Origin of the sequence: Nostoc sp. PA-18-2419 (genome assembly GCF_005869855.1) — a bacterium.
Lineage (GTDB): Bacteria > Cyanobacteriota > Cyanobacteriia > Cyanobacteriales > Nostocaceae > Nostoc.
This window is the reverse complement of record NZ_SZNH01000054.1, coordinates 1-22588: the sequence shown is the minus strand read 5'-3', so window position 1 is coordinate 22588 and position 22588 is coordinate 1. Positions and strand designations below refer to the sequence as shown.

19 protein-coding genes and 1 pseudogene are annotated in these 22588 nt (G+C 41.3%); 8 read left to right on the top strand and 12 right to left on the bottom strand.

Features of this window, described 5'->3' with window-relative positions:
- Positions 1–66: 66 nt before the first annotated feature.
- From FCR06_RS29645 to FCR06_RS29625, 5 genes are all read right to left on the bottom strand, one after another.
- A complete protein-coding gene (locus FCR06_RS29645) occupies positions 67–1098 on the bottom strand; it encodes a helix-hairpin-helix domain-containing protein (RefSeq protein WP_138506190.1) in 1032 nt (343 codons plus the stop codon).
- 197 nt (positions 1099–1295) lie between these two features.
- On the bottom strand, positions 1296–2321 hold the full coding sequence (locus FCR06_RS29640; protein WP_138506188.1) for a multicopper oxidase domain-containing protein: 1026 nt from the start codon (positions 2319–2321) through the stop codon (positions 1296–1298).
- Positions 2322–2705: 384 nt separating this feature from the next.
- Complete coding sequence (locus FCR06_RS29635; protein ID WP_138506186.1) at positions 2706–3107, bottom strand: DUF1636 family protein; 402 nt, start codon at positions 3105–3107, stop codon at positions 2706–2708.
- 177 nt (positions 3108–3284) lie between these two features.
- On the bottom strand, positions 3285–4499 hold the full coding sequence (locus tag FCR06_RS29630) for a hypothetical protein (RefSeq protein ID WP_138506184.1): 1215 nt from the start codon (positions 4497–4499) through the stop codon (positions 3285–3287).
- Between the two features lie 38 nt (positions 4500–4537).
- Positions 4538–4729 carry a CbtB-domain containing protein gene (locus FCR06_RS29625; RefSeq protein WP_138506182.1) on the bottom strand — a complete coding sequence of 64 codons (192 nt, stop codon included), beginning with the start codon at positions 4727–4729 and terminating at the stop codon, positions 4538–4540.
- 727 nt (positions 4730–5456) lie between these two features.
- On the opposite strand from FCR06_RS29625, the gene FCR06_RS29620 reads away from it, so the two are divergent.
- From FCR06_RS29620 to FCR06_RS29605, 4 genes are all read left to right on the top strand, one after another.
- The gene (locus tag FCR06_RS29620; protein WP_138506180.1) at positions 5457–7058 is read left to right on the top strand and encodes a glycosyltransferase family 39 protein; all 1602 of its coding nucleotides are present in this window, start codon (positions 5457–5459) and stop codon (positions 7056–7058) included.
- Positions 7059–7169: 111 nt separating this feature from the next.
- Positions 7170–8315: a 7,8-didemethyl-8-hydroxy-5-deazariboflavin synthase subunit CofH gene (cofH, locus tag FCR06_RS29615; protein ID WP_411268030.1), complete on the top strand. Its 1146-nt coding sequence runs from the start codon at positions 7170–7172 to the stop codon at positions 8313–8315.
- Between the two features lie 153 nt (positions 8316–8468).
- Entirely contained in the window at positions 8469–8873 is a 405-nt protein-coding gene (gene psb27, locus FCR06_RS29610) for a photosystem II protein Psb27 (RefSeq protein WP_189523626.1), read from the top strand.
- 628 nt (positions 8874–9501) lie between these two features.
- The gene (locus FCR06_RS29605; protein ID WP_138506176.1) at positions 9502–11001 is read left to right on the top strand and encodes a family 10 glycosylhydrolase; all 1500 of its coding nucleotides are present in this window, start codon (positions 9502–9504) and stop codon (positions 10999–11001) included.
- Between the two features lie 63 nt (positions 11002–11064).
- Here the strand turns inward: FCR06_RS29605 and FCR06_RS29600 are convergent, their stop codons facing one another.
- The 4 genes from FCR06_RS29600 to FCR06_RS33150 form a co-directional block, all read right to left on the bottom strand.
- Positions 11065–11703, bottom strand: coding sequence for a molybdenum cofactor guanylyltransferase (locus tag FCR06_RS29600; protein ID WP_138506204.1), 639 nt, complete (start codon positions 11701–11703; stop codon positions 11065–11067).
- Between the two features lie 73 nt (positions 11704–11776).
- Entirely contained in the window at positions 11777–13852 is a 2076-nt protein-coding gene (locus FCR06_RS29595; protein WP_138506175.1) for a thioredoxin domain-containing protein, read from the bottom strand.
- A gap of 173 nt (positions 13853–14025) precedes the next feature.
- Positions 14026–14181: a hypothetical protein gene (locus tag FCR06_RS33155; protein WP_189523625.1), complete on the bottom strand. Its 156-nt coding sequence runs from the start codon at positions 14179–14181 to the stop codon at positions 14026–14028.
- Positions 14182–14285: 104 nt separating this feature from the next.
- On the bottom strand, positions 14286–14453 hold the full coding sequence (locus tag FCR06_RS33150) for a hypothetical protein (RefSeq protein ID WP_189523624.1): 168 nt from the start codon (positions 14451–14453) through the stop codon (positions 14286–14288).
- 258 nt (positions 14454–14711) lie between these two features.
- On the opposite strand from FCR06_RS33150, the gene clpP reads away from it, so the two are divergent.
- Complete coding sequence (gene clpP / locus FCR06_RS29590) at positions 14712–15317, top strand: ATP-dependent Clp endopeptidase proteolytic subunit ClpP (RefSeq protein WP_138506173.1); 606 nt, start codon at positions 14712–14714, stop codon at positions 15315–15317.
- Between the two features lie 143 nt (positions 15318–15460).
- Here the strand turns inward: clpP and FCR06_RS29585 are convergent, their stop codons facing one another.
- Positions 15461–16345: a hypothetical protein gene (locus FCR06_RS29585; RefSeq protein WP_138506172.1), complete on the bottom strand. Its 885-nt coding sequence runs from the start codon at positions 16343–16345 to the stop codon at positions 15461–15463.
- Positions 16346–17405: 1060 nt separating this feature from the next.
- On the opposite strand from FCR06_RS29585, the gene FCR06_RS29580 reads away from it, so the two are divergent.
- The 3 genes from FCR06_RS29580 to FCR06_RS29570 all read left to right on the top strand — a co-directional run bounded on the left by FCR06_RS29580 (position 17406) and on the right by FCR06_RS29570 (position 21189).
- Complete coding sequence (locus tag FCR06_RS29580; protein WP_138506170.1) at positions 17406–19760, top strand: ribonuclease R family protein; 2355 nt, start codon at positions 17406–17408, stop codon at positions 19758–19760.
- A gap of 17 nt (positions 19761–19777) precedes the next feature.
- Entirely contained in the window at positions 19778–20398 is a 621-nt protein-coding gene (locus tag FCR06_RS29575; RefSeq protein ID WP_138506168.1) for a flavin prenyltransferase UbiX, read from the top strand.
- Between the two features lie 101 nt (positions 20399–20499).
- The gene (locus FCR06_RS29570; protein WP_138506166.1) at positions 20500–21189 is read left to right on the top strand and encodes a LapA family protein; all 690 of its coding nucleotides are present in this window, start codon (positions 20500–20502) and stop codon (positions 21187–21189) included.
- Positions 21190–21208: 19 nt separating this feature from the next.
- On the opposite strand, the gene FCR06_RS29565 is transcribed toward FCR06_RS29570, so the two are convergent.
- Positions 21209–21403 (bottom strand): hypothetical protein, encoded by a 195-nt coding sequence (locus tag FCR06_RS29565; RefSeq protein ID WP_138506164.1) that lies wholly within the window; start codon positions 21401–21403, stop codon positions 21209–21211.
- 937 nt (positions 21404–22340) lie between these two features.
- Positions 22341–22556, bottom strand: a pseudogene (locus tag FCR06_RS29560) (transposase family protein); the annotation flags it as partial.
- Positions 22557–22588 lie beyond the last annotated feature (32 nt).

Sequence of the window (22588 nt, the reverse complement as noted above, 5' to 3'; positions counted from 1 at the left end):
ACTCTTAACTATTTCCTCATTTTAAACTCCTGAGACTAGGCTTCCCATTAAATCAAAATATAATCCCTATACTTGGGAACTAGATTTATCAATCACTTTTTGAGAGTTTTCCTCAATCGTTTTCACTAATTTGGTAACATCCTCTGGAGTCTTGACTGGTTTAGCTGGTGGAATGGCAGCAGGCCAAACTTTTATCAGTTCAGTGAAAGTAGCATTAATCGCTTTATCTGCTTCGGCATCTTGTTGAGCTACTTGGCTAGTAATTCCTTTGTATAATTCATTGGCATAAATGACAAATCCCCGAGAGTCTTGATACTCTATTGCTGCGGATATTTTGCCATTTGCGATCGCTGCGCCATATTCTGAGTTCGCTGAATCTAGTAACTCATTAATTACCTGTAATACAAATCCTGGTTTTGAACGCTCAGCTGGTGGTAATGCTGCGATCGCGGAATCTACTGCTTGCACTGAAGAAGTAAAATTAGTTTTAACTTTGCTATCCTTGGGATTAGATTTTACTAAATCTTGCAAACTCACCAAAGTTGTTTTAAATTCTTTGACTTTGCGCTCATTAAGTTGGTCTTCTACATCAACGTAAATCTCTTCAACTGGATGCCCAATATGAGGTTCTGCCTGTTTCGGCTGATTTTGATCTAGCAGTTCTTGTGCTACCAAAAGATGCCCTTTCATTAAGCCTAATTTAGACATGTAGTCAACATCTTTTGCCTCACCTGTTAGCACCACTTCTTGAACACTAACTTGGTCTTGAATTTGGTCGAACTGCTCTTGAGTTATTACTTTTTTAGTCACTAAATCTTGTGGACTGCCATAAGGGCGATTTGCCTGAATTTTATTAGATAAAGCTGGTATACCTAACTTGGCTTCAAATTTATCTAATTCCGACAAGATAGCAGAATTAATGTTAATCTTTTCTTTGCTACCATGACCGCTATGATTGCTATTATTTGCTGCCTCTGTAGCTTGCGGGCTAGTATTGGGTGCTGAGGGGTTTTCTGCGGTTGGTGTACTGCTACAAGAACTTAAAGTAACTATTGCCGCAGCTGCCACTGTTAAACAGATGTAGCGAAATTTTTTCATTTCTGCTCCTCGCACAATTTAAAAGGTATTGGTTCAAATGCTGCAAACTATTACTAAAAAATAGTTTGTTTGACAAATTGTCATAGATTTTACTTTCGCATATAATGATATTCTTTATCAACTATTTGATTTAAAATTTTATTAATTATGAATTATCTACCTTGTGCTTAACTTGACTAAGGATTACCAAAATTTTGTTATGAATTGTTAACATTATTGCCAGATTTGCTCTGAGCAATTACTTCAAATTGACCCATGCAACCGTTTTCGGCGATCGCATCCTGATGAGGATGAAACATATACTTACCTGGATAACGAAAAGCAAATTCCAAAATATGCCTTTCAGCGATACCCATCGTAATCACATCTGTTTTCTCGCTAGCAGTCATACTCATGCCATAGCGATAGACATCAAAGAAATTGGCGTGGAGGTGAAAGGTTACTGCTGGATCGTATTCAATAATGTTGAGGACATACAGCCGAATCAACTGATTTTGATAAATAGGAATGGGATGATGCATGAAATGATGAGGCTGGCCGTTGAAGGCGTAATAATCATTATGGCTATCGTCATTCACGTCATACCCAGACATCACTAATACGATTTCGTCAGCGGCAGGACGAGGAGTAGGTGGATCGATGATGAACATCCCATACAGTCCCTTAGCAATGTGACGAGTAACTGGTTCAATATGACAGTGGTATAAGTGAACGCCATAAGGTTCAGCATCAAATTCATAAATTGTGGCTTTTCCATTGCTGACTGGACGAATACCATCCATTTCTGCCGGATGAACGCCGTGAAAATGCAAAGAGTGAGAATGTCCAGCGTTATTGAGAAAAAGCACTCGCACGCGATCGCCTTGTTTTGCTCTTAGCGTTGGCCCTGGTATGCGACCGTTTAAATCCCAAATATTATAAGAGACAGCACTATTGAGTTCGATGATGGAAGTACCAGCAGTTAACTGAAATTCTCTGACAGTACGTCCATTTTCTTGCTTCACCGTCCCATAATCAAAATCCCTTAGCATCTTCATTGGGTTAGCAGCGTCGTCTGATGCTTCCATATCGAGTGGCGGTACTTTGACGATTGACTGACTTTGTAGATTCAGCATTTGCCAAAGTCCGGCTACACCAGTTACTCCTACTCCTGCTAAGCCCAGCTTCAGTAATTGACGGCGACTCCAAAGTTGCTCTTTACCCAGAGCTAAGTTGTTGGGCATGATATTAAACAGTTAGCACCAAAAAATTGAAAATTATTTGCAATTGCTTCTATTTAAATTATAAATCAATACGGTTCACTCAAGCCTGTAGAGGTACGAAGTCAAACCTAACAAACCCCAAAAAATGTTGAGTTCTCCTATGGGAATGCTAAAAGCGAACAAGTCGAGCCACTGCCTTGCGTATTTTACCTCTGTGTGGCAAGTAGTGTGGGTAACCCGCCCTACGCAGTGGCTCCTTAACTTAGGCAGGTTAAGGTTTTTGGCTTTAATACCAAGCGTATTGAATTATAAATAATGCAACTCATAGTATTTAAGAACTAAATGGCAGCAATAAATTATTGATCAGGTATAAGCTATTTACAGCGTTTTACAAGTACACAATGTCTATTGACATGGCGGTAGAGGTGGAATGCGGGCGATCGCTCCAGCTCTGAGGAGTTCCGGGCGCTTGGTGTATGGTAGCAAACCATCTGGCTTGGCGTGATATTGACTAGCGCATTCAAGTACGGCTGTTGCTGTATTCTCTACACATTCAGCATCACTAGGCAGATCGCCGAATAAATAAGTGTGTTTGTTAAAACAGACGAAAGCAATTGCACAAGCCTGGTCACAAACACCCATGCATTCAACGGGTTGAATCGAGAACTCGTCTTGCAACATCCAATCTTGATATCGGGTTTGTAGTTTCTCTAAAAGCTGTTCACCACCGCTTTTAGCAACATCCTGTTTTGTGCGATCGCTACTTCCACAGATTGTGCAGACAAATATAATGTGTTGATGATTCATAGATAAATTAATCCCGTTCAATTTCTCATCCTGTATTTATAAAAATCCATGTCGAATCATCAATGGTATCCGACATGGATTTTAGGCTATGAGTTTGTTCGGTCATTGAATAAAGAAACTAAGGGCAAATGTATTTACAACCAAATGGCACAGTAATAAAGCCCGTTGCACACTGACTTAGGAAACACTACGTTTCCAAGTTAAATCGTTACGCGGAGTCTGCCTATGTCGCAGCCACAGTCCTAGCAGCAAACCAATTACCACAATTGCTGTGAAGTAAGTTAGCGAAATCAACCGGACAGACATCGGCGGGGCGACACCTTCAACTGGTATATTCTCTGCAACTTGGAATGGTTGAAATTGCCGAGTGGTGTTTGCTTGCGGTGCAACTTCGACAATAATGCTATGCGGGGCACCGTCAAAGAACTCCTGCTCCCACACTAATTTTCCATTGCTGTCTGGAGTACCTTCATAAGCAAATGCCACCCAGTTATTTTCCAGTTGGGTAGTTGTTACCTTCAACACCACATCTGTTACAGGTTGGCTAGTTTTGGGATCGCTGACGCTAACCTGCAACTTAGCAGGTTGACCCACCGTTGCACTTTGGTCACCCGATAGTTGCATATAAAGTCCTTGAGACTCTAATTTAGCAGGCTTACTAGAGGGCGGAACTTCTTCTGCCATTTCTGGCATCGACATATGATGCGATTCGGCAAGTTCAGCACTGATGTTGACGAATAGAAGCGCAGCGATCGCAACCACAATCAATCCACTTAACAATAATCGCACCTGCTGCGGGGCAATTTCTCCCGGTTGAATCGCTTGTCTACCACCAATCACCCAACCTCCTAGTAGCCCAACCAAGAGCAAAATTACAACCAGGATACCAAAGTAGCGGAACTTTAAGGGATTTTCAGGCAGCGTCAGCGTCAGCTTTTGCTCAATTGGCTCAAACGCATTCGCAACGAGGGGAGTAACTGCTACCAAGAGTTGATATGTTCCCCGGATTGGTAGGGTTTGTTGAACCTGCAACTGACCTGTTGGTGCATTGCCCTCAATGTCTAGCAACTTTGTTCCTTCAACAATTGGAAAATCTGTTGTGAACCAGGGGTTTTTCGGATTGGTGAACAATTGCAAGTGGATTTTGGCATTCTTTAAAGATTGCCCTTGAGCATCTACAGCTTGCAGCATCAGTTGCACTGGCGGATTGTAGTGCCCCGAACCCAACACTGTGGTGGCTTCAGCTTCAAGGGGTCGAACCTGATTAATCGGTGGATTAGTTGTTAGCCGCACCGATGGTTGAGGGGATTGGGAAAGCCCGATTGAACCATACAGGATAATTGCGATCGCGCAAATCGCACCGATCAGCTTAGACCACTTAAATAAAGTCATTTAATTTCTCAACTCCTGCTAATCATTGACTCAATCAACTAATGGCAACTTACCATCAGTGTATGGTGACGCAGAGTATGAGTTGTGTCATGAATAGCAGGGTATGTACTGAAATAAATTGTCCACAAAGTCAAAGAACATAGTGCAACATAGAGCGCTGATTGTACTGGTACTGATAGTACTTGACGGGTAACCTGTTGCTGAATAGAACTAGAAGATTGAACTGTCATTTTGTACCTCGTAGATAAAACGATATTAATGATTGATTGGGTAGGCGTTCTGACTTCTGCTGTTAGCAGTCAATATTAAATCCCTAAAAACAGATGAATAAGACTCTATATGAGCCGTAATAGCATACTGAACCAGCTATTTCTTTTTTATTCATCAAGATTACCTATATTAACATTGACGTAAGGTTTAGTAAAACCTATCTAAATGACAGAGGCATTGCAATCTTATGTCTTAAGTGTGACTAGTCGTGTCACTTACTACTCACGGCTGGTGCAAGAGTTAGGAACTGACAAATAAAAAATATCCCATTCTTTTCCAGGCAGGGAGAGAAAATTGTACTGAAGTTCGGAAATTAGATAATTTATTTTTTTAAAGTTGCCTTACTCTTAAGCTTTTTAGCTATTTTATTAGTTTTACTTATCTTGCATTTATCCAGAAAATTTTGAAAAAATGTATTTTATAATACGGTTTGTTACACAATAATTGTGTTTTAAACTATCTTTTAAAAAGCAATATCTTCTGTGCTAGATGCTATGCGTAACTTGCTTGTCCGCAGAGGTACAGTGAGCTGATCGTAGAGAAGCTTTGCAAAGAATATAACAATGTGTATTAAGTAAGCAAAAATAAATCTAAACTATATTATGCAATGTCAAACTAATGCAATTAGCCCTTAGTAAGCGGCTCCAGCCCTTAATACAAGCCTTTAATTATTAACGCTTGATATTTATGCTCAATAGACAATCAGCAATTGCAAAATATTTTCCTCCTATTTGGCTACGATTTTTAATCGTTATTTTATTAATATTAGGGATATTTTTTCGCTTCGCCTATCTTGATCGAAAAGTCTACTCTCACGATGAAGCATATACCTCATTACGAATTTCTGGTTACACTAAGACAGAATTTGTTCAACAAATATTTAATGGCGATGTGTTTGCGGTTGGAGATATACAAAAATATCAACAGCCTAATTCTGAAAAAAGTTTAATCGATACAATCAACTCTTTGGCGGTGGACGATGCTCAACATCCTCCACTTTATTACGTGATGGTTAGATTATGGATGCAATTTTTTGGCAATTCAGTAGCGACTACAAGAAGCTTGTCTGCCATAATTAGCCTGCTAGCTTTTCCTTGTACTTATTGGCTGTGCTTAGAATTATTTCAGTCACCCATAACGGCATGGATAAGCATAGCTCTTCTAACAGTCTCACCCTTCCATGTGCTGTACGCACAAGAGGCAAGGGAGTTCGGTTTGTGGATGGTGACTATTTTGCTAGGAAATGCCGCACTGCTGCGAGCAATAAGGCTGGGTAGCAAGCAGCTTTGGGGGATTTACGCAGTGACAGTGGCACTAGGATTGTACACCTTTTTGTTTTCTGGGTTGCTGGCGATCGCCCACGGCATTTATCTATTTACCGTTGAACGCTTTCGATTCACTAAAACCGTTAAAGCTTATCTAATAGCGACTAGCGCCGGCTTTTTAGCTTTTGTTCCTTGGATTTTAATTGTTATTAATAACTTGTCTGAAATTGAGCGCACAACAACCAGCGCTCAAACCAAACAATCTCTCTCAGTTCTGGTTTCTGGTTGGATTGGTAATATTTGCTATTTATTTGGTGATTTTTGGCGCTACGAACCATTTTTTTCGGATTTGAATTTACCAGTCTTGCGCTGGGGTCGATTTTTAATTCCTTTAATACTAATCTTGGTAATATATTCATTTTTATTTCTTTATCGTCAAACAAACAAACAAGTTTGGTTATTTATTTTTATTTTAAGTGCAGTACCTGCTTTAGCTCTGATATTGCCTGATTTAATTATCGGAGGTAAGGTCAGTCTGCGACCTAGATATGTTACTCCATGTTATGTAAACATTCAGCTAGCTGTTGCTTACTTACTGGCAAACCAAATTATTTCTTCTAATTTAATAGCCCGCAAATTTTGGCAATTAGTAATGTTAGTAGTAATTTCCACTGGAGTTGTATCCTGTGCTGTCAGTTCTCAAGCCGAGACATGGTGGAATAAAAGTAGCCATGCCAACCCTCAAATAGCTCGTATCATCAATAAAGCTAACAATCCACTATTAATTAGTAGTAATTATTCACTAAATATTGGCGATTTAATGTCTCTCACTCATCTGTTAGACAACAAAATACAGATACAATTGGTAATTGAACCAAACATACCAAAGATTCCTGATAGTTTCAGCAATCTATTTGTGTATAATCCTTCTCAAAGATTTAGATCTGAGCTTGAGAAGAAATATAAACTAGGCGATGTTTTTAAGTATAGTAGGTTGTGGCGGTTAGAACAAAAAAGGAGCTAAATTTTATACAGCTTCTGATGGAAATTTATAGGGATTAGTGTATTTATTTAAGTATAATTTTATTATTTTCTAGAGCGTAAAATTAAGATATATTGAGAAATTAAGAAAGTAATGTTGACAAAAATTACTGTTGAAAAAATTCTTGAGCGTGCCTTGACAGGTTATGATTTATCTCCCGAAGAGGGAGTGTTATTGTTACAGCAAACTGAACCAGAGGCGATCGCTGCCATACGTACTACATCTGATACACTCCGCCATACCCAAGTAGGTGATACAGTTACTTACATAATTAATCGTAATATTAACTTTACTAACATTTGCGAGCAGCATTGTAGTTTTTGTGCTTTCCGTCGAGATGAGGGTGATGCAGGTGCATATTGGTTAGATTGGGCACAAGTTTTAGAAAAGACCACAGATGCAGTGCAACGGGGTGCGACGGAAATCTGTATGCAGGGAGGATTAAATCCACAAGCACGAATCAACGGAAAATCTTTGTCTTACTACCTCAAACTAGTAGAAACCATCAAACAGGAATTTCCGCAGATACATTTACACGCTTTCTCTCCCCAGGAAGTAGAATTTATCGCCAGACTTGACGGACTTGAATATGCTGATGTAATTGCTGCTTTACGAGATGCTGGTGTTGGTTCAATGCCAGGAACCGCAGCAGAAGTTTTAGATGATACAGTCAGGCGGATATTATGTCCAGAAAAGATTGATACAGCAACTTGGTTAGAAATTATCAGCACGGCTCACAAGTTAGGCATGTATACCACCAGTACTATGCTATCTGGGCATATTGAGAGCCACGAACAGCAAATTGGGCATTTAGAAAAACTGCGATCGCTCCAAAAAATTGCCATTAATCAGGGATACCCAGCACGGATTACAGAGTTTATTTTATTACCCTTTGTTGGACAAGAAGCACCCAAACCCTTACGTCGCCGCGTTGGACGCGACCAACCAGTTTTGCAAGATGCACTCCTACTAGGTGCTGTAGCCCGGATTTACTTAGGTAATTGGATTCCCAACCATCAGCAGAGTTGGGTAAAACTGGGACTTGCAGGTGCGACAGAAGCCTTAGTTTGGGGTTGTAACGATATCGGCGGCACCCTAATGGAAGAACACATTACCACAATGGCAGGTGCCTTGGGCGGTACGTGTATGGAAGTGGAAACCTTACAAGCTGCGATCGCTTCTTTAGGACGACCTTACCAACAACGGGATACTCTTTATCAAAGTCTGATTAATCATTAAGTAGAAATGTGATTAACCCTTGTGTGTACAGTAGTCATTGGTCATTAGTGATTTCTCTTTGTATCTCCCCATCACCCCATCTCCCCACTAAATTGATCCCCAAGATACCAATCCAAGATACGATGGACGTTGATTTACGTATTCTTTTAGTTAATGCATATGAAGCGCTATTGGTCGCGTCTGCTTGCGCTGGTTTTGGTTGTAGCTATCGGCTTGATGGGCTGTTCTGGTAGTCCAGATACTTTGAGTGGCGATTATCGCCAAGACACTTTGGCTGTGGTCAAAATTATGAGACAAGCCATAGAATTATCACAAGATTCACCAAACAAAGCAGCAATTCAAGCAGAAGCGCGTCAAAAAATTAATGACTTCTCAGCTCGCTACCAAAGGGCTAACTCTGTTTCTGGTCTTAGTTCCTTCACAACTATGCGAACAGCCCTCAATTCCCTAGCTGGACACTACAGTTCTTATCCTAATCGTCCTGTACCCGAAAAACTCAAAAATCGTTTAGACAAGGAGTTACAGCAAGTAGAAATGGCGCTCAACCGTGGCGGTTAACTCTTAACAACAGGGAGTGAAGGAGATGAGGAAGCAACAGAGGCTCTTGAGGCAAGGGGAGAATAACTTCTAACTCAGAACTTAGCACTTCCAATTCCCTTTCCCTATCCTCTTGTTTTATTTATAGCGGGTGTTGCGCCGCCAGTCCTCCGATCTTAACTACTACATTATTATTTGATGGTTAAGAGCCACAAGTTCAAAGTGTTGATTTTTGAATCCTGAGTGGAGCTGGAGACACTCTGCCTTCACTCTTGAATAGATTCTGAACTTACAATCTAAGTCTGAGTAAAAATTTAAAATTTTACACTAAACTAATTGATACTCCCTTAGGTGTAACTTAATAGGCTCCTAAATTCCAAAATTACCTTTATTTTGGCTAATTTTCACCAATTAAGGTAAAAGCAGAGTTTATCTAATAGTAAACTAAACTTGCTTTGTATTTATATCTTTTATAGTCCAATTTATATATATATGTATTTAAAAAATATGGCAACAGTAATAGATGTATAGCAGTCTTGAAAAAGTAGGTTTTAAAATCCTGATTACTCAAATATATAATTTGATACACTCCACCCACAAAATATCTGAGTTGGAGTAGTTGATTTTTTGTGTCCATATACTAGCAGGTATGTATAATCGTCCTTTGAACGTTGCAAGAACAACATTATTTTGGCGACGCCTATTCGCTGTAGTTTTCAGTAGTAGTTCTTTGCTCTCTAGCTTTGCAAGCCAACCAGCAAGGGCACAAGTAAACCAGTATTGTCAGTTATCATCAGCGACGGCGCAAGAAAAAGAAAACTTACGTTTGTCAGCTTTCAAAAGCAATCAAAATGCTCAAGCTCGATATCAAAAAATATTACAACAACAGGCACAGGAATTAGGGAAGTGCCGTACTCGGACTTGGCCGCAAATCCAAGCTATCTGGTTACGCTTGTATCCCTGTGATATTCAACCGGGAATAATTGATCACGTTATGGATCGGATTGTCAACGGTGGCTATAACCAAGTTTATTTAGAAGTATTTTATGATGGGCAGGTATTATTGCCGAGAACTTCTAACCGGACGGTTTGGCCTTCTATAATTCGTACCCCAGGAGCAGAAAACATCGATTTACTTTCTGTAGCGATTCAAAAAGGTCGGCAACGGGGTTTGAAAGTCTATGCCTGGATGTTTACCACAAATTTCGGCTATACTTACGCTCAGCGACGAGATAGAGAAGCAGCGATCGCTCGCAATGGCAAAGGCCAAACGAGTTTATATGTTGTAGATAATGGCTCTCAAGTATTTATCGATCCCTACAACTTGCAAGCAAAACGGGACTACTACCAACTAGTACAAGAAGTATTGCGCCGCCGTCCAGATGGCTTGTTATTGGACTACGTGCGTTATCCCCGACAAGCAGGAAGCGATTCCATCGCCACTAAAGTTTCAGATTTATGGGTATTTACTCCTGCAACTCAAGAAGCTTTATTTAAACGGGCACAGAATTACAAAGGGCTGGACTTAATTCGCCGCTTTTTGAGTAAAGGATTTGTTACTGCTGGAGATATAACAGAAGTCGATAAACTTTATCCTCGAGAAGGCGAACCTCTCTGGCAAGGACGCATTCCCCCACCAGTCCAAAAATCAATTCAGCCTGCAACTTATAGACAACCACTTTTACAATGGGAGTTGTGGCAGCTGGCTGTTGCCCACGCCATGCAAGGAATTCTAGATTTTGTCACCATTGCTAGTTATCCAGCAAAGCAACTAAATATTCCCACAGGAGTAGTGTTTTTCCCTGATGGTAACCAAACTGTTGGACAAGGCTACGATTCTCGTTTGCAACCTTGGGATAGATTCCCCACAACACTAGAGTGGCATCCCATGTCTTACGGAGCTTGCGGTAATGTCAGTTGCATCGTCTCACAAGTGCAACGCGTTTTGAGTATGGCGAAACCGGGTACGCAGATTGTTCCTGCTTTAGCCGGTCAGTGGGGAAAATCTGTTAGTAATCGTCCAGCACTAGAAGTACAAATGCAAGCACTTCGCCAATATGCTCCCCAACTCAAGGGAGTTAGCCATTTTGCTTATTCTTGGCAATATCCTCAGAATGATAGCGATCGCAAATTCTGCCGCACTCGGTAAACAGCGAATATAGCAGAATTGAGGAGTCAGAATTGGTAAATTCACCAATTCTGTTTTCTGCAATTAACTTAAAGCCAAATCTGCTGGTGTATTACAGTTAAACAGCATATCTGGTTCTGGCAAAGGTAAAACTTCCACAGGATATTGCTGCAACCACTGTTGAAACGATCGCCCCCCTTGGTTGATAAAATCTAGGAGTTCTGGCAAACAGCAACGGCGGTAAAAACCACACAGAGGTTCCCAACCCTTGGGATGATGAGCTAAAGCTGCGATCGCATTATCTGCGACGTTATCAAGTTTAGTTGCCCATTCTTGCAATACCTCAACCCGCAATCTCGGCAAATCGCAAGCCAGCAGAAGCACCCAATCTGTTTCGACTTTGAATAGTCCTTGAGCAAACCCAACTAAAGGGCCGTGTGTCTGGACGGAAGACGCGGCGAGTGGGAAATCCAGTAAAGCTCTTAAATCATTCTCCATATCAAAGCAAAAACTCTGTGCGTCAGAGCGTAAGAGCGTACCTGTGTCTTCTTCTAACAAAGGCATTTCCCGAATAAACTCACAACCAGGCAAAACCAAGTGTTGATAGCGTTCTGGCCAGGAAGTGACTATATAAACAGTATCAGCACAACCTTTGGCAATTCCACAAACCCGCTGCAACAACGGCACTCCTTGAATGGGAATCAGGGCTTTATCCTCACCCATGCGAGAACTTTTACCTCCAGCTAAGACAATTGCGGTTAACTTGCAGCAGCTAAAGCTAACACCGCTATCTTCTTCATCTTTGTACACTTCCTACTCCGCGACTCTGGCTTTGCTGGACTTGCTGCCATAAACGTTCTACACTTTCTGCTGGTGCAAGGCACTTCAAACCTTGGCAAACTAAACCAACGCTTCCCTCTGGTAAATCAGATACCATAGCAAACACAGCACTTGGCACAAACTTGGGGACCAGAGAGTTTAATTGCTCTGTTGTGCTGCGAATCAACGTAGAATTACGATACCAATCCAAGGCTGTAAACAAGCTCGGACAAGCTTGGGGGGCGCGATGCATTACGCTCTTAAAAGCTTTTAGACCTTGCTCGGCTAAATCTAAATAATGTAGATTATCGCTGAGTAACGCCAGACGCACAAGGTTAGCGATCGCTACTCCATTGGCTGATGCTGTGGCATTATCCGCATAACTGCGTTCGCGCACGATTAAATCTTGACTGGAATCGCTGGATGCGTTATAATATCCACCTAGCTCTACACTCCAGAGAAACTCATTAAATTCATCTTGGATGGTGATCGCTTTTTCTAACCATTGCTTGTGTTCAGGGTTAGAAGTTTGTAAATCCAGCAAAGCTTTAATAAAAAAGGCGTAGTCTTCAGATTGAGCGAAAACGGTTGGTTCTCCTTGATAGTTGAGTCGATGGAAATGCCCATCAACAAACTGACGATCTAAAATAAAATTCGCTGCTCGTGCTGCTAATTCCAGGTATGAGGATTGTTGAAACACACCCGCAGCTCTAGCCAGCCCGGAAATCATCAAGCTATTCCAGGCAACAATCATTTTCGTATCTGTCACCGAAGGAATGCGGCCTGGCCAGTCACTAGTTTTTGCTTCCTGATTGTTGCGAGCAGGAGGAAAAGTTTCAATTGACTCAGGACTAACTCCATAGCGGACTGTAAAAAGTTTATTTAGTGCTGTTTCTAGGGTTGCACTCAGTTGCCCTAAATGCCGTCTTTGCAAAACATTCTGGCCTTCAAAGTTACCGTTAGGGGTTACCGTAAACTGTTGTTGTAATTCTGTAAGTTCTTCAGGCGTTAATAGTTGTTGTAGTTGGCTGTAACTCCAGACGTAAAAGGCTCCTTCTTCTGGCTCGACTTCTGTAGGTTCAGTGAAGCTATCGGCATCTTGGGCGGCATAGAAATAACCTTCTGGTGCGGTCATTTCCCGCTTTAGCCATTGTATGGTGCCAGCGATAGCTCTTGCAAAAGCTGGCTCTTGTATTCCTGCACTCCACAAACAAGCCAGATATTCCACAATCTGTCCATTGTCGTAGAGCATCTTTTCAAAGTGGGGTACTGTCCAAGTCGGGTCAACAGTATAGCGATGAAATCCACCACCTACATGGTCATAAATTCCTCCCAGTGCTAGGTCTAGTCCGCGCTGAGTACAAACTTGCTTGCCATCATACTGAGATTCAAAGTTAAACCGAGTTCCCCGCAGTGCCAATTCTGCATAGGGAATCATGGGAAAGCTATTGCCAGATTGATTAGGAGTAATTATCGCTGTGCTGGTTTCCCAGCCTTGTCGGAGTAATTCATGGTCTTCTAGCTCGTTGGTTGTCGCATCTTGCAACACCGCAGACGTAAGCAGCGACTCAATAATTAGGGCTTTGCGTTGCTGTAAATCTTGTTTTTCTGTGTCGTAGTAACGGCGGAGTGCTTGCAACACTTGCAAAAAGCCAGGACGACCATAGCGTTGATCTACAGGGAAGTAAGTACCTGCATAAAATGGCACTAAATCCTCCGGTGACAAAAAGACATTTAAAGGCCAACCCCCTTGACCGCTCATCATCTGCAAAGCTTGCATGTAGATACTATCGAGGTCGGGTCTTTCTTCTCGATCTACTTTGATCGGCAGAAAGTTGGCATTCATGTACTGAGCGATCGCTAAATCGGAAAAAGCCTCGCCTTCCATAACAGTACACCAGTGGCAACTAGAGTAGCCAATGGAGAGAAAAATCGGTTTATCTTGTGCTTTTGCAGTTGTAAGTGCTTCGTCACACCAAGACCACCAGTCAATCGGGTTTTCGGCGTGTTTGCGGAGATACAAACTCTTAGCTTCAGCGAGGCGATTAGTCATAGTCAAATGCAAATAGTTGCCTTCTTTGCTCAGTCTACCCTGTTGCTAAGAGGTTAGTTTAGATTGCTATATACATATAGAAATAAACCCTACAAGAGAATTATATCTTCAGTATGAGGCAGCATTGTATTTTGTTGAATATCGCCTACACTTTTACAACTTCTAAAATATTCTTACTGAAAAGTACGTAATAGCAAACTAACGATATTTGTTGGCATTTCCGGCACAGGTAATGCTGTTTTTGTCTTAACTATATTATTGGGGCTAAGTCCTGCTATCAGGTGGAGCAAGAAGGTGATGATGACGGCTTGTACAAGTTTTTCCAGCATGGCACGTCTCTCTCTAGATAGATAGCTTTTATTAAGACTGGTTATTGTAAATACACCTTGTATTATCGATTTACCGAATCTAGCAAAAATAATTTGACAACTGCTTAGACAAATCCTAAAAAAAAGTTTAAGATGTCTCCCCAATCAAACAGAATTTTCCCAGCAGGTCGAATTTCGGTTATGAGTCTCATCGCTACATTGCGTGTAGCAAACGCCGAGATTTGACGTTGGTGAGAGTCGGGGTTTTTTCGTTCTTCCCTAGACAGGGACATTCTCAAAAGACAGCTTTTGCAGTTAAAAAGTGCCCTGACTAAGTACAACTAATTTTATAAAGAATTAGAATTAGATTTTTGATAAATTAATTTGAAGTGCGGATTGAGAAATTAGAACTATTGCAAAGTTATGTTTTGCACTCTTGTCAGTCAAAGCAAAACAGAAAAAGTCTAAATCTGCCAGAGAAAGGAGAGATAAACCCCAGTTTGCTTTTGTCGTCGATAAAATGTATTTAATATAGCCATAAACACCTTTCCATGATTCCTATCGTTATTGAACAATCGGGTCGAGGTGAACGCGCCTTTGACATCTACTCACGGCTGTTGCGTGAGCGCATCATCTTTTTGGGACAACAAGTTGACAACAACATCGCTAACTTGATTGTCGCCCAACTGCTGTATTTGGATGCTGAAGACTCGGAGAAAGACATTTATATGTATATTAATTCTCCCGGTGGTTCGGTGACGGCTGGCATGGGCATTTTTGATACCATGAAACACATTCGCCCTGATGTTTGTACTATTTGTACTGGGTTAGCGGCGAGTATGGGGGCTTTCCTTTTGAGTGCTGGTGCAAAGGGTAAGCGGATGAGTTTACCTCATTCTCGAATTATGATTCATCAACCTTTAGGCGGCGCTCAAGGACAAGCGACTGACATTGAAATTCAGGCGCGGGAAATTCTCTATCATAAGCGGCGGCTAAACGAGTATTTAGCCGAACATACCGACCAACCTATTGAGCGGATTGCTGAAGATACGGAACGCGACTTTTTTATGTCGCCAGAAGAAGCTAGAGAATATGGGTTGATTGACCAAGTGATTGACCGTCACGCTGCTGGTAGTCGGCCGGTAGCTCTTGTTTAATTATTAGTCATTGGTCATTAGCAAAATACAAAAGATTAATGACAAAGTGCAAAGTCACGACTGGTAGGAAACCTCCAAGTCGTGACTTTGTAATATTTATCATTTGTCCTTCCAATGACAAAGGACAAATGACTATTGACTAATTAAAATCCCGCTAGCGGGTCTGGTTGAGATTGGAGGTATTTCAAAAATCCGTGTAATTCTTCTTCAGTCAATAAAGTACGCCCTCGCTTACCGTACGTTTTAATTAGATGTTCCCGTCCTTGTTCTGGTGTCCAGCCTAAGCGCTGAAGTTCAACATCTGTTTTAGCAATTACATCAGATAAATCTACAGGTTCAACTTTCTTCTTTCTCTTTCCTGTGCTTGTCTGGGGAACTGCATCCTCTTGAGGATTATAATTTCGAGGTGTAAACGGTGTGACATTACTGGCAGAAATTCCTGGAAAGGTTTGATTCTCCATCTGGTTATCAGAAAAGGTTTCCAAGTTTTCCCCTAGAGGCTCAAATTCTAGCTGTCGGTTAGCAGTCAGAGCATACTGTTGACCTAAATCTTGACTGTAGATATCGCTTGTACTTGACGTATCTGTTGTCAGTTGTAGTCTACTGGTAACAACTGCGGCCTCTAAATTGTCAGATGTGACTAGTTCTGTTTTCGTGTTCCGCCCTCTAGTGGATGGTAGAGATATTTCTTTATCGCTGACAACTGACCACTGAGGAGCAACAAAATCCTCATTCTTTGTAGAGGAATAAGTAGATTCACTCAATCCACCTTTGGTGTTCAAGGATGGATTCGGCTGTGCCTGAGAAATTGATTCTTGTGGTGCATTAGTAATTCCCAAAACTATTAACGCCCTAGTTCTGGCTTGGTCTTCTGCTGCTTCTATTGTTTCTGCTGCTGCCATACCCGTAGCACGGGTTACACCTTCAATTTGTACGCTTGCTCGGACAATATATTTTCCTTGAAAAATTTGAACTAATTCAGAAATCAAGCTGCCGTTGGGATACAAGCTCTGGAATTGAGCCAACATAATACTGTTACCAATCTAAAGGGGACTGGGGACTGGGGACTAGGAACTAGGAATTAGGAACAAGGAGGGCAGAGGAGAAGTTGCAGTAAGTCTTTCCCCTGTGCCCCTCTACGCTAGACCTCTGCCTGTTGTGCCCAATCCCCAATCCCCAATGCTGAGTCCCTAGTCCCCAGTCCCTTTGAAATTAATATTCTTGGTTTGTCTTTTGTCCCAATTGTAGCAGTAGCTCTTTTTTGAGGAAATTGTTGGCTAATGCTAACTTACTTGGGTAGTCTTGTCTGTAATGCTATACTATTTACCCAACTTAATGTCTAGAACTATTTTCTGGAAGTGCGCTCTAAATCTACAATAATGAAGATAGGTTCGCCCTCACTGCTTATTAAGCTGCTCGCCTAATTGTTACCGATTCTACGTGTGGAAAAATTGGGTTTACCAGCAGTTCCTCCTAGTTAAAAATCAGAGTCTAATGGCGTAGAATTACCTTTAATCTAGACAATCAAACACCTGTGGTTTACCCTGCATACCGCTTTGGGCAGCATGGAGAGTTCTCCAAACGCAGCTTCTCAATAACCGTCGCGTAATTACCTAGCAAGGCTAAATCTTAATCAGGCGTACTTTCTAAGTTTGGTTAGATAAAGGGATTTAAACCCAGACGAACTTTGAGAGCATCGTGCAGTGAGAAGTCCAAAAGACGCCCAGAGTTGTCCGTGGGTCGGCTGACTCGGCTCAATACAACTTCGAGGGCTGTTTCTCGCAAGGGTAGGCAAAGCTTCCTTTCCTCGGAATTTAGGAAGCTTTACCTCAGGGCTATTCGTTTGGGAGCTTGTTTCTGTAAGCCGTCAAAACCCTTTAGGCTCTTAATCAGGGTAAAGGTGAAAGGGAAAACACAAGAAGGGAAAGGTTAAAACGAAAAGGGGAAAGGTCTCAACGCAGGTCTTTTTCACGTTTGTGCTTAACCCTTTGTCAGCCGACAGGGGTTACTTTTCGCCTTTTTTGATGAAGGCATACAGGAAAGAACCAGATTAAAAAATGATGTTTTGACCAAAGGTCGGTTCACTGCATGGAATTTTCAATCGCTACACTTCTTGCCAATTTCACTGATGACAAATTGGTGGCTCGTAAAGTTTTGGAAAAAAAACTCGGTTGTGAAGATGAAAAAAGTTTACAAAAACTTCACATAGCTTTAGATATTTTAGAAAAAATCGGTATTCTGGTGAAAGAACGGGGCAAGTATCGCCGTGTTTTGGAAGAGGGAATCATTGAAGCAAAACTCCGTTGTTCTAGTAAGGGTTTTTGCTTTGCGATCCAAGATGTGGAAGGAGCTGAGGATATTTACATCCGTGAAAGTCATTTGAGTAATGCTTGGAATGGCGATCGCGTTTTGGTAAGAGTTCTCAAAGAAGGCAGTCGCCGTCGCTCTCCTGAAGGAGAAGTGAAGCTAATTTTAGAACGTTCCAACCACACATTGCTGGCACGAATTAAGCAAGTAGAAAATGGTTTTCGGGCTGTGCCTTTAGACGACCGCTTGCTGTTTGAACTTAAGATTCAACCTAATGATGGAAAATTAGAACAAGCGATTGATCACCTCGCTCATGTGGAAGTCTTACGTTACCCGTTAGCTCAATACCCTCCCTTGGGTAGAGTTGTGCAAATCCTCGGTAGCGATGCGGAAGCTGCTGCTGATATAGATTTGGTAACATGTAAACACGATCTATCCCGCATTTTACCGGATAACGTCCTCGAAGCGGCTACGAAGCTGCCCAAAAAGCTCTTAAAAGCAGACTTAAAAAATCGCTTAGATTTACGTAAGTTATTTACCATCACCATTGAAGGAGTAAATGGTGACAGCAAAGTAATTGAAAACGCTTTGAGTTTAGAAAGAAATCCGAGCGGAAATTGGCTTTTAGGAGTTCATATCACTGATGTTTCTCACTATATCCAACCTGACGAAGCTTTAGATAGAGAAGCACTCAAACGAGGCAAATCAGTGTATTTGGGAGAATTAATCCTGCCGATGTTGCCACCAACTGTGGCAGAACGCTGTTCTTTATTACCGGGAAGTGATCGCTTAACCATCTCTTTTTTAATTACCATCGATCCGCAATCAGGACAAATAGTAGAGTGGGAAATTCAACCTAGCGTCATCAACGTTGAGACCGCACTGACTACAGAACAAGCCGAGGAAATTCTCTCAGGTGAATTTCACAATCAATCTCCTGAGGTGTTGGAGATACTACAAAACCTCCAAGCCTTACAAACAGATTTAAAACAGGTAAGGTTAAGTCGTGGTAGCCTCCAGTTAAACCTGCCGCCTAGCCAAAACCCGTATTATGATGAGGGAATTCTTGGGGCTGTGGTGGTAAACGATTTACCAGTGCGATCGCTACTGACTGAGTTGGTGCTGCTAGTTAATCAACTAATGGCAACTCATTTAAATGCCCTTGGTGTTCCGGCTATCTGGCGAGTCCAAGGTACACCCGATATCGAAGATGTCCAGGAAATGTTGAAATTAGCAATCAATTTAGGCGTTGATTTAGCCCTAGACCCAGAAGTAGATATCCAACCATTAGATTATCAACATTTGACTCGAGCTTTTGCTGAATCTCCCTCTGAGCAAGTTCTGACCTATTTGTTGCAAGATACCTTAAAGCCATCTGCATACAGCACCACCAAAGGATCTCACTTTGGTCTGGCACTAGGGCAGTATGTCCATTTTAGCGCTCCCTTGCGACGTTATCCAGATTTGTTAATGCAGAGAGTGTATTATAAACTACTGGAACATGGACGCGATCGCCGTAACACGCGGGTGAGAGAACGAGTTAACTTGCGCCATTCCTCCAGTCACGCAGAAATTAACTGGAACGTTCTACCCCCAGAATTGCAACAAGAACTGCAAAGCGATTTGACTAGGGTAATTGTCCAAATTAATGATCGAGAAAAAGAAGTCCAAGAAGCCGAAGCTGATTTAGCAGGACTGCAAAAAGCCCAATTGATGAAGCAGCGGATTGGTGAGGTATTTCAAGGCGTGATTACTGGCGTTCAATCCTATGGTTTCTTTGTAGAAATTGAAGTACCAGCAGAGGCAGTTGAATCTAGCAGTAATCCTGGTGTACCCCTGAGGGTAGAAGGATTAGTACACGTCAGTTCTCTCAAAGATGATTGGTATGAATATCGCGCCAGACAGCAAGCACTATTTGGTCGTAAAAATCGCGCTTCCTATCGATTAGGCGATCGCGTCGCCGTCCAAGTAAAGAGTGTCGATTACTACCGTCAGCAAATTGATTTGGTGACTGTTGGTAGCGATGGTGTAGCCAAAGGTTTAGCTGGTAGTGCCTCTAATGACGATATTTCAGATTTATACTTGGCAAATGACATTGAATCTGATGACCTAGACCCTTATGCTGAGGATGAGTAAATACTTGTAATTTATTTGTGTTAAATAGCACTAAATCTCTGATTTTAGGCGTATCGGGCGCATCTGGTCTGATTTACGCCGTTCGCGCTCTCAAATTTCTGTTACAAGCAGAATATAGTATTGAACTGGTTGCCTCTAAATCAACTTACATGGTTTGGCAGTCGGAACAGGAAATTCGGATGCCAGCAGAACCAACTGGGCAAGAACAATTCTGGCGAGAGCAAGCAGGAGTCCCACTTTCTGGTAAACTACGCTGTCATCCTTGGGGTGATGTTGGTGCTGGAATTGCCAGTGGTTCCTTTGCCACTCTAGGAATGATGATTATTCCATGCAGCATGAGTACAGTGGCAAAGCTAGCAGTTGGCTTGAGTTCTGATTTATTAGAACGCGCTGCCGATGTCCAACTCAAAGAAGGGCGAAAACTAGTAATTGTCCCCCGTGAAACCCCTTTGAGCTTGATTCATTTGCGTAACTTAACTTCTTTAGCAGAAGTTGGAGTCAGAATTGTCCCCGCTATTCCCGCCTGGTATCACAATCCCCAAACGATTGAAGATTTAGTTGATTTTGTAGTTGCCCGTGCTTTAGATCAACTAGATATTGACTGTATTCCAATTCAGCGGTGGCAAGGAAGGAAGTAAAAAGGTAAAAGTAAGAAGGTAAAACAAACATAAAGTCACTTTTTACTTTTACCTTTTGCCTTTCGCCCTTTACCTTGTATCTTTTACCTTTTGCCTTTGTTATGGCTGTAATTCGCTTAATTCTATTGGTGACGGTACTGGGGGGACTAACACTGTTGTTATTTCAAAATTGGTCACCTCCCCTATCACTAGTATTTTTGGGTCTGCGGACTCAACCATTACCCCTAGCGATATGGGTTTTATTCAGTACTGTCGCTGGTGCTTTTACATCTATATTAATTGCTACGTTGTTTAGATTATCCAACTATTTTGCCGCAGGACAACGCCGAACTTCTGACAGACCGACAGCAACTTCAGCTCGTGGTCAGGCAAATCGTAGAGAAGAACCTATATCTGGTCGTTCTAGTCCTCCACCAGCTAGTAAAAAAGAAGAATCTACTAGCGATGTCTTTGATGATTGGGAGACAAATACGAGTGAAGATGATTGGAACTTTGATCGAAAGTCAGAACCAGCACCTACCCCTAATCCTCAAACTCAACAGTCTAGAGACTCTAAAACTTACGAACGTCAATCACAACCTAAAAGCAGTTCTGGGTCTGGTTCAGTTTATTCCTACAGCTACCGTGAGCCAAAAAATACAGCTGCGGGAAAAACTGAATCAATTTATGATGCTGATTATCGAGTAATTATTCCTCCTTATCAGCCGCCAGCTACAAATCAAGCAGATGATGATGATTGGGAATTTTTCAATGACGATTTTGAAGATGACGATCGACGCCCCCGCCGATGAAAGGTCTTAAGCTATGTCTTTACTTGATACCACAGCGCTCTCTGGACTCTTGCTTGACTCTACCAGTCATGGCAGCTTCCTGCAAAGTCATAAAAGCATTAAAATCTTCCAAGTCATAACGGGTAGTCAACAGTTGTCGTAGTTGATCTTCAGCTTCCAGTGTCAAATAGCCAGTTGTTAAAGCTTTTTGTACAACGTCACGAATTCGAGTCATAGCTGACGCCTCATTCATCCTACTATTTTTTAATTCAGGCTTATTCAAGTGAAATATGCAGTAGTTTTTGTATCGAAACTTCCAATTTGCAAATATTTTTTGGCGATTTACGGGTAATAAGTTATCATTTACACCTTTGTCTTAAACTAATAATTTTCCAGAGCTTGTTATAACTCGATTATTAAAAAAATTACTTTGTGCCCTTAAAAACACAGTATTATATCTACTTTAAATCAGCTACAAAAGAACAATCCAATTCATCTAAATAGACAGAACTTGTTTCGATAAAGTTTCAAACAAGTTGTGTTAAATTTCTATGAAATATAAAGATAGCTAAACAATATTTGCTAACTCACCCAACAAAAGTTATTAAATTGATGATAAATTTATAGTTTACTTATACTAAATAATTATCAATTTAGTGGCTAAGTAATTTTAAATACACAAATAGTAGTGAAAAGGACAATTGATTTAACTCAAATATCTATAGTGATGAGCTTTGATTTTTGAACTTAAGTAGGTGGGTAGAAAAATTTATCGTTGAGATATGGCAGGAGCAGAGGGTAGGAGGTAGGAAAAAAGAGGGTTTTAGCCTAGTTAATTTTTATTTACATAGTTTGATTTAATTATGCCAACTAACTTGTTTCCCAGCAGGGAGCAGGGAATAGGGAATCGCACTTTTCGAGTAGAGAGCGAGTTTTTTAGACAGTTAAATAAGATTTCTATAGTTAATACCTTCGCCATTTTTTGGAGATTTGGGTGATAAAGCCAAACCAACCTACAAATCCAGGCATTTTTCGATTTGCCGAAAGTATTGATACTGGTAATGTTTAAATACGTAGAATAAATGCTAAGTAACTAAATCTTGATACTCAATAGACCTCTTGCAAAAAAGTTTTGTGGTATGGTGGAGGATTGAGTTAAATTCAACAGGAATTTAGGCTTTTTGAATTTCGTAGTTATAAAGCCCAGCAATTAAATGACAGCGCAATCCAAAACGTTTCCTGCGATTACGGTAGCGCTGACTCAAAATCCGAAAAACTTTTAACTGCCGATTAACATGTTCAATCAGGACTCGACGACTCGCTAAAGTCCGGTTAGATTGCTTTTGCTCTTTGGTTAACTTACCTCCTCTAGGTTGTTTGTGAGGCAACTGACTATTTGTATGTACCTATTTGTATGTAC

What these genes read in the sequence shown, in the direction of transcription:
- FCR06_RS29565 (WP_138506164.1), bottom strand. Translation starts at nt 21,403, where the DNA reads ATGACTCGAATTCGTGACGTTGTACAAAAAGCTTTAACAACTGGCTAT.
- FCR06_RS29635 (WP_138506186.1), bottom strand. Translation starts at nt 3,107, where the DNA reads ATGAATCATCAACACATTATATTTGTCTGCACAATCTGTGGAAGTAGC.
- FCR06_RS29640 (WP_138506188.1), bottom strand. Translation starts at nt 2,321, where the DNA reads ATGCCCAACAACTTAGCTCTGGGTAAAGAGCAACTTTGGAGTCGCCGT.
- FCR06_RS29620 (WP_138506180.1), top strand. Translation starts at nt 5,457, where the DNA reads ATGCTCAATAGACAATCAGCAATTGCAAAATATTTTCCTCCTATTTGG.
- psb27 (WP_189523626.1), top strand. Translation starts at nt 8,469, where the DNA reads ATGCATATGAAGCGCTATTGGTCGCGTCTGCTTGCGCTGGTTTTGGTT.
- FCR06_RS29585 (WP_138506172.1), bottom strand. Translation starts at nt 16,345, where the DNA reads ATGTTGGCTCAATTCCAGAGCTTGTATCCCAACGGCAGCTTGATTTCT.
- FCR06_RS33155 (WP_189523625.1), bottom strand. Translation starts at nt 14,181, where the DNA reads ATGCTGGAAAAACTTGTACAAGCCGTCATCATCACCTTCTTGCTCCAC.
- clpP (WP_138506173.1), top strand. Translation starts at nt 14,712, where the DNA reads ATGATTCCTATCGTTATTGAACAATCGGGTCGAGGTGAACGCGCCTTT.
- FCR06_RS29595 (WP_138506175.1), bottom strand. Translation starts at nt 13,852, where the DNA reads ATGACTAATCGCCTCGCTGAAGCTAAGAGTTTGTATCTCCGCAAACAC.
- FCR06_RS29630 (WP_138506184.1), bottom strand. Translation starts at nt 4,499, where the DNA reads ATGACTTTATTTAAGTGGTCTAAGCTGATCGGTGCGATTTGCGCGATC.
- FCR06_RS29605 (WP_138506176.1), top strand. Translation starts at nt 9,502, where the DNA reads ATGTATAATCGTCCTTTGAACGTTGCAAGAACAACATTATTTTGGCGA.
- FCR06_RS29570 (WP_138506166.1), top strand. Translation starts at nt 20,500, where the DNA reads ATGGCTGTAATTCGCTTAATTCTATTGGTGACGGTACTGGGGGGACTA.
- cofH (WP_411268030.1), top strand. Translation starts at nt 7,170, where the DNA reads ATGTTGACAAAAATTACTGTTGAAAAAATTCTTGAGCGTGCCTTGACA.
- FCR06_RS33150 (WP_189523624.1), bottom strand. Translation starts at nt 14,453, where the DNA reads ATGTCCCTGTCTAGGGAAGAACGAAAAAACCCCGACTCTCACCAACGT.
- FCR06_RS29600 (WP_138506204.1), bottom strand. Translation starts at nt 11,703, where the DNA reads ATGGGTGAGGATAAAGCCCTGATTCCCATTCAAGGAGTGCCGTTGTTG.
- FCR06_RS29645 (WP_138506190.1), bottom strand. Translation starts at nt 1,098, where the DNA reads ATGAAAAAATTTCGCTACATCTGTTTAACAGTGGCAGCTGCGGCAATA.
- FCR06_RS29625 (WP_138506182.1), bottom strand. Translation starts at nt 4,729, where the DNA reads ATGACAGTTCAATCTTCTAGTTCTATTCAGCAACAGGTTACCCGTCAA.
- FCR06_RS29580 (WP_138506170.1), top strand. Translation starts at nt 17,406, where the DNA reads ATGGAATTTTCAATCGCTACACTTCTTGCCAATTTCACTGATGACAAA.